This window comes from Rhizobacter sp. P3_B12 (genome assembly GCF_056402895.1).
This window is the reverse complement of the sequence record NZ_JBFUGN010001514.1, coordinates 1-953: the sequence shown is the minus strand read 5'-3', so window position 1 is coordinate 953 and position 953 is coordinate 1. Positions and strand designations below refer to the sequence as shown.

The window sequence follows — 953 nt, the reverse complement described above, 5'->3', positions numbered from 1 at the left end:
CTCCAGACCGGCGTGCCGCTCGCGCGTGCGGAGTTCATGGATGCGCTGGCGCTGCGCGCCGTCAACCTGCACACCGAAACGTCGTACCAGGAGCGGCCGACGCTGTTCCTCGAGTTCCACGGCACGGCGGCCGGCGTGGTCGAGCAGGCCGAGATCGTGCGCGACATCGCGCGCGAGCACGGCGGTGACGACTACGACTGGGCCGACCAGCCCGAAGACCGTTCGCGGCTATGGAGCGCCCGCCACACCGCCTTCAACGCCTGCGAGCTGCTGCGGCCGGGCTGGCGCACCTTCACCACCGATGCCTGCGTGCCCTTGTCGCGCTTGGCGCAGTGCATCGAGGAGACCATCGAGGACACGCGGCGTTCATCGCTGCTGTGCCCGCTGTTCGGCCATGTGGGCGACGGGCACCTGCTGTGCATCCTCATTGCCGACCCCGACAACCCGCTCGAGATGGCCGAGGCCGAGCGCCTGAACCAGCGGATGATGAGCCGCGCGATGCGCATGGAAGGCACCTGCACCGCCGAGCACGGCATCGGCGCGCACAAGGTGGTGCTACTGACGGAAGAGTTCGATGCCAACGCGGTGCAGCTGATGCGCCAGCTGAAGCGGGCGTGGGATCCGCTGAACATCCTGAATCCGGGCAAGGTGATCGCCATGCAGGAATGACAGGCGGGCAGCGCATGCGGACCGGCAGGTCCGCCCAGCCCATCGACCCGTTGATCCCCTGAGGGAGAAGCCCTTGCATTCATCGCACCATGTTGCCGTGGTGAGGCGCGGCGTTGCCGTGCCTCGGACGGTATTGAACTTCATCGTCGCGTTGCGGCTGCTGGCCTGCGCAACATCTGCGATCGCGCAGTCGCCGGTCCAGCCGCCGGCCGACCCGTTCAACTACTCGCGCACGACGAGCTACACCTACCGTCCCGACGGTCTCGTGGAGACGGAGACGGTCG

General features: G+C 67.8%; 2 protein-coding genes. Both read left to right on the top strand.

The features are described 5' to 3' along the window. Positions 1-669 (top strand): FAD-linked oxidase C-terminal domain-containing protein (locus tag AC1D01_RS36535; protein ID WP_477874677.1); only part of this gene is annotated, 669 nt, incomplete at its 5' end. A gap of 73 nt (positions 670-742) precedes the next feature. Further along, a partial coding sequence (locus AC1D01_RS36530; protein ID WP_477874675.1) for a hypothetical protein occupies positions 743-953 on the top strand: 211 nt, incomplete at its 3' end.